Origin of the sequence: Streptomyces sp. NPDC051214 (assembly GCF_040682375.1) — a bacterium.
GTDB lineage: Bacteria > Actinomycetota > Actinomycetes > Streptomycetales > Streptomycetaceae > Streptomyces.
The window spans coordinates 1-3,330 of record NZ_JBFBAT010000021.1 but is presented as its reverse complement, the minus strand read 5'-3'; the positions used below and the strand labels follow the sequence as shown (position 1 = coordinate 3,330).

The window sequence follows — 3,330 nt, the reverse complement described above, 5'->3', positions numbered from 1 at the left end:
GGCTCCGGGCTCCGGGCTCCGGGCTCCGGGCTCCGGGCTCCGGGCTCCGGGCTCCGGGCTCCGGGCTCCGGGCTCCGGGCTCCGGGCTCCGGGCTTCGGACTTCGGACTTCGAGCTCCGGCTCCGGGCTCGGGCTCCGGCTCCGGCTCCGGCTCCGGCTCCGGCTCCGGCTCCGGCTCCGGCTCCGGCCCAGAGCTACCGGCCAGGTCCCGGCCACCGGCACCGGCACCGGCACCGGCACCGGCACCGGCCCATGCTCTGGGCTACGGCCCAGGCTCCGGGCTACTGCCCAGGCTCTCGGGACGCTCGGCCACGAACGAGCCGAGACCGACCTCGGCACGCACGAGCCCCTCCGCCTTGAGGCGCCAAAGCCTTCTGCGCCGTCGAAGCCGCGATACCGAACTCGGCGGACAGTTCCACGACGGAAGGCACCCTGGCGTCTACCGGGTAGGTGCCCTCGTCGATGCGGGACGCGATGCCTGCGGCCGCCTGCCGCCAGACGGGGCGTGTTCGGTCCAGCTCCGGACTCACTCGGTGGGCCGCTGCGAGACGAAGGAGCCGAGACCGACCTCGGCTCGGACGAGCCCCTCGTTCTTGAGGTGGGCAAGCACCTTCTGAGCCGTGGATGTCGCGATCTCGAACTCGGCGGCCAGTTCCAGTGTCGACGGCACTCGCGCCCCCAGGGGATAGCTGCCGTCGGTAATACGCGCGGTGATCGCTGCCGCGACCTGGCGCCAGGCAGGCTGGGTGTCCTCGCTCTCAGCGAGCCCCTCTGACCGGGAAGCAGGGGAGACGAACGAGCCCAGACCCGGCTCGGTATAGGTCAGCCCCTTCGCGCGCAGGCCCGTGAGCGCCTTGTGCGCGGTCGCATTGGCGATGCCGAACTCGGCGGTCAGTTGGACGACGGACGGTACGCGGGTGCGCGGAGGATACGTGCCGTCCTCAATCCGGCCTCGGATCACCTCGGCCACTTGGCGCCAGCGAGCCTTGTCTGGGGCGAATTCCATCACCACACCATGATGGGCATGCCATGCACTCCAGTGCGATTCAGGGGATTGTCCAGTTAGCCCTAGCATGCTCGGTAAACTTGGATACCGTGACGGAAGCAAAGACCCCCGCGACGGGCGCAACCGTCCGGGGGCAAGGCCATCAGCCTGCAAGGAGCTGACGACATGCCCGACCTTATCCGCCGCCTAACCGCCTGGGTGGGACTCCTCCTGATCCCCCACCCCGCACTTACGGCAACCGCCCCCGCACCACCAAGACCAGCGAGCCCCGACCTCTCCACCCCCCGCAGCCGCTACGGCCTGGACGCCCTGCTGCCCCTGACCGGTGAGGCGACCCGCCTCGTACGTCCGTACCTCACCGCACACGAACAACACACCCGCCGCCGTGAACTGGTCCTGGCGACCCTCGGGTTGGACACGCCCGGCCCGTACTGGATCCACGGCGTGGAGGTGGCCTGATGGCGGACGACGACGACCTCATCACCCCCGCCCGCCTGCTGCCCTGGTCCGGCCCCGAGGGCAAGCCCTGCTACCTGATCGGCGACGCCACGGGCCCGGTGTCCCGGGTCGCCGACGCCATGGAGTCCGTACAGCTCGGCATGGGAGGCGAGTTGCTGACGTACGCGAGAGGCATGCTCGCCGACGCTCCGGAGGGCGAACTCCGGTACCTAGCGCAACGGTTGACGGAGGCGTTGCAGGACGCGTTGCGGGTGGCGGAGAGCCGGGGTCACAGGCTGCGCTGAGCGGTGGGCGTTGCAGGAAAATCCCGGCGGGAGGGCCTACGGCCGGGATTTCCCTGCAACGGAGGGACAGCAAGCCCGCCCCTTACGCCCGCTCGAAGCCGTAGCTCCGCTCCACCTTGGCAACATGCACGACGTACCGCTCGTACCACTCGGCACGCCCCCGCTTCTGGGCCGTACGGTGCTCGGCGTCGCTGCGCCACTGCGCGATGGCGTCTACGTCGCGGAAGTACCCGACGGTGATGCCGAGCCCGCCGGGCGTCCGCGCGGAGTCCATCCCCAGGAAGCCGGGAACGGAGGCGACGAGCTCGTCCATGCGGTCGCCGGTCTCGTCGTAACCGTCGTCGGAGTCGGTCCTCAGAGAGCTGAACACGACGGCGTAGTAGGGGGGTTCGAAGGGCTGGACAGGTCTGACGGGCTGATCACTCATGACCACAGCCTCAAACGCCCCCCACCTGCCTGTCCACCCTCGCCGGCCCTTCATTGCCGTAGGGGCAGGAGGACTTGACCATTCGGTCAGCTGGGGGGCGCGGGAGCGTGCCACGGGTAGGGCGAAGCGGACTGAGACAACACCCGGCAGCCGCGAAGGCGCGACGGGTGCGCCAGCACGCGACCTGCGCGGAGTCGGGACGCGCCGCGAAGGCACGCGTTAGTCACCGAAGGTGTGGCAGCACGCCGTAGGCACGGCTGGAGCGGACGGACACGACAGCAGGCGGCAAGCTTGCGGGGGTTACGGCACGCGGTAGGCGCGGCAAGTGCGGGGCACAGCGGGTGCGGCTGGGCGGCTTTCGCGGCGCGCGGCAGTCACCGGACGTACGGCGGGCATCGCGGCACGCGGCAGCACCCGGCACTCCGGGTCGCGGCCCGCGGTAGGCACCGCAGGTGCAACAACACGCGGTAGCGCAACGGGTGTCGCGGCAAGCGGCAGTCAGGGGGAGGAGCCGCGGCACGCGGCAAGGCGCCGCGGGGGCGCCAGGCGCGGCCACACGTGGCAGGGCAGCGGAAGGTGCCGGGCGCGGCAGGCGCAGCGGATGTCCGGCATAAGGCGGGCATCGCGACAGGCGGCGGCGCCACAGCACCCGGCAAGCCCAGTCCGGGTCGCGGCACGCGGTAGGCACCGCAGGTGCATCAGCACGCGGTAGCGCGGCGGGTGTTGCGGCAAGCGGCTGTCAGGGGAGGAGCCGCAGCACGCGGCAGGGCACCACGGGGGCGCCAGGCGCGGCCACACGCGGCAGGGCAGCGGAAGTGCCCAGCGCGGCAGGCGCTGCGATGTCCCGCACGCGGTAGGCACCGCAGATGCGGCAGCACGCGGCTGGCCCAGCCCGGTATCGCGGCACGCGCTAGGCGCCGCACGTGCGGCAACACGCGGCTGGCCGGTGTCGCGGCGCGCGGTAAGCACCGCAAGTGCAACGCACCCGGTAGGCGCAGCGGGTGTCGCGTCACCCCCCACAGGCACCGCAGCGTGACAGCACCCCGCAGCCGATCAGCCCCCCCGTTATCTTCTTCGCGGTCCTGCAAGAGGGCCGCTGGCCTCCGGGCCCGGCATGGCTGGTCCCCCCTGTCGAAGCGATGACCTGGGGGGTG

Annotated in this window: 4 protein-coding genes; 2 read left to right on the top strand and 2 right to left on the bottom strand. The window is 71.6% G+C overall.

Going from position 1 to position 3,330, the window contains the following annotated elements; all coding sequences use genetic code 11:
- Nucleotides 1-526 precede the first annotated feature (526 nt).
- Nucleotides 527-1,006 carry a winged helix-turn-helix domain-containing protein gene (locus tag AB0M70_RS38165; protein WP_365827905.1) on the bottom strand — a complete coding sequence of 160 codons (480 nt, stop codon included), beginning with the start codon at nt 1,004-1,006 and terminating at the stop codon, nt 527-529.
- 165 nt (nt 1,007-1,171) lie between these two features.
- On the opposite strand from AB0M70_RS38165, the gene AB0M70_RS38160 reads away from it, so the two are divergent.
- Together AB0M70_RS38160 and AB0M70_RS38155 are read left to right on the top strand one after the other, a co-directional pair.
- Nucleotides 1,172-1,465 (top strand): hypothetical protein, encoded by a 294-nt coding sequence (locus AB0M70_RS38160; RefSeq protein ID WP_365827752.1) that lies wholly within the window; start codon nt 1,172-1,174, stop codon nt 1,463-1,465.
- Nucleotides 1,465-1,749 carry a hypothetical protein gene (locus AB0M70_RS38155; protein ID WP_365827750.1) on the top strand — a complete coding sequence of 95 codons (285 nt, stop codon included), beginning with the start codon at nt 1,465-1,467 and terminating at the stop codon, nt 1,747-1,749. The genes AB0M70_RS38160 and AB0M70_RS38155 overlap by 1 nt, the downstream gene beginning before the upstream one ends.
- Before the next feature lie 82 nt (nt 1,750-1,831).
- Here the strand turns inward: AB0M70_RS38155 and AB0M70_RS38150 are convergent, their stop codons facing one another.
- Nucleotides 1,832-2,176, bottom strand: coding sequence for an antibiotic biosynthesis monooxygenase (locus tag AB0M70_RS38150; RefSeq protein ID WP_365827748.1), 345 nt, complete (start codon nt 2,174-2,176; stop codon nt 1,832-1,834).
- Nucleotides 2,177-3,330: the final 1,154 nt, after the last annotated feature.

Coding starts and splice junctions, on each gene's coding strand:
- AB0M70_RS38155 (WP_365827750.1), top strand. CDS start 1,465: ATGGCGGACGACGACGACCTCATCACCCCCGCCCGCCTGCTGCCCTGG.
- AB0M70_RS38150 (WP_365827748.1), bottom strand. CDS start 2,176: ATGAGTGATCAGCCCGTCAGACCTGTCCAGCCCTTCGAACCCCCCTAC.
- AB0M70_RS38165 (WP_365827905.1), bottom strand. CDS start 1,006: ATGGAATTCGCCCCAGACAAGGCTCGCTGGCGCCAAGTGGCCGAGGTG.
- AB0M70_RS38160 (WP_365827752.1), top strand. CDS start 1,172: ATGCCCGACCTTATCCGCCGCCTAACCGCCTGGGTGGGACTCCTCCTG.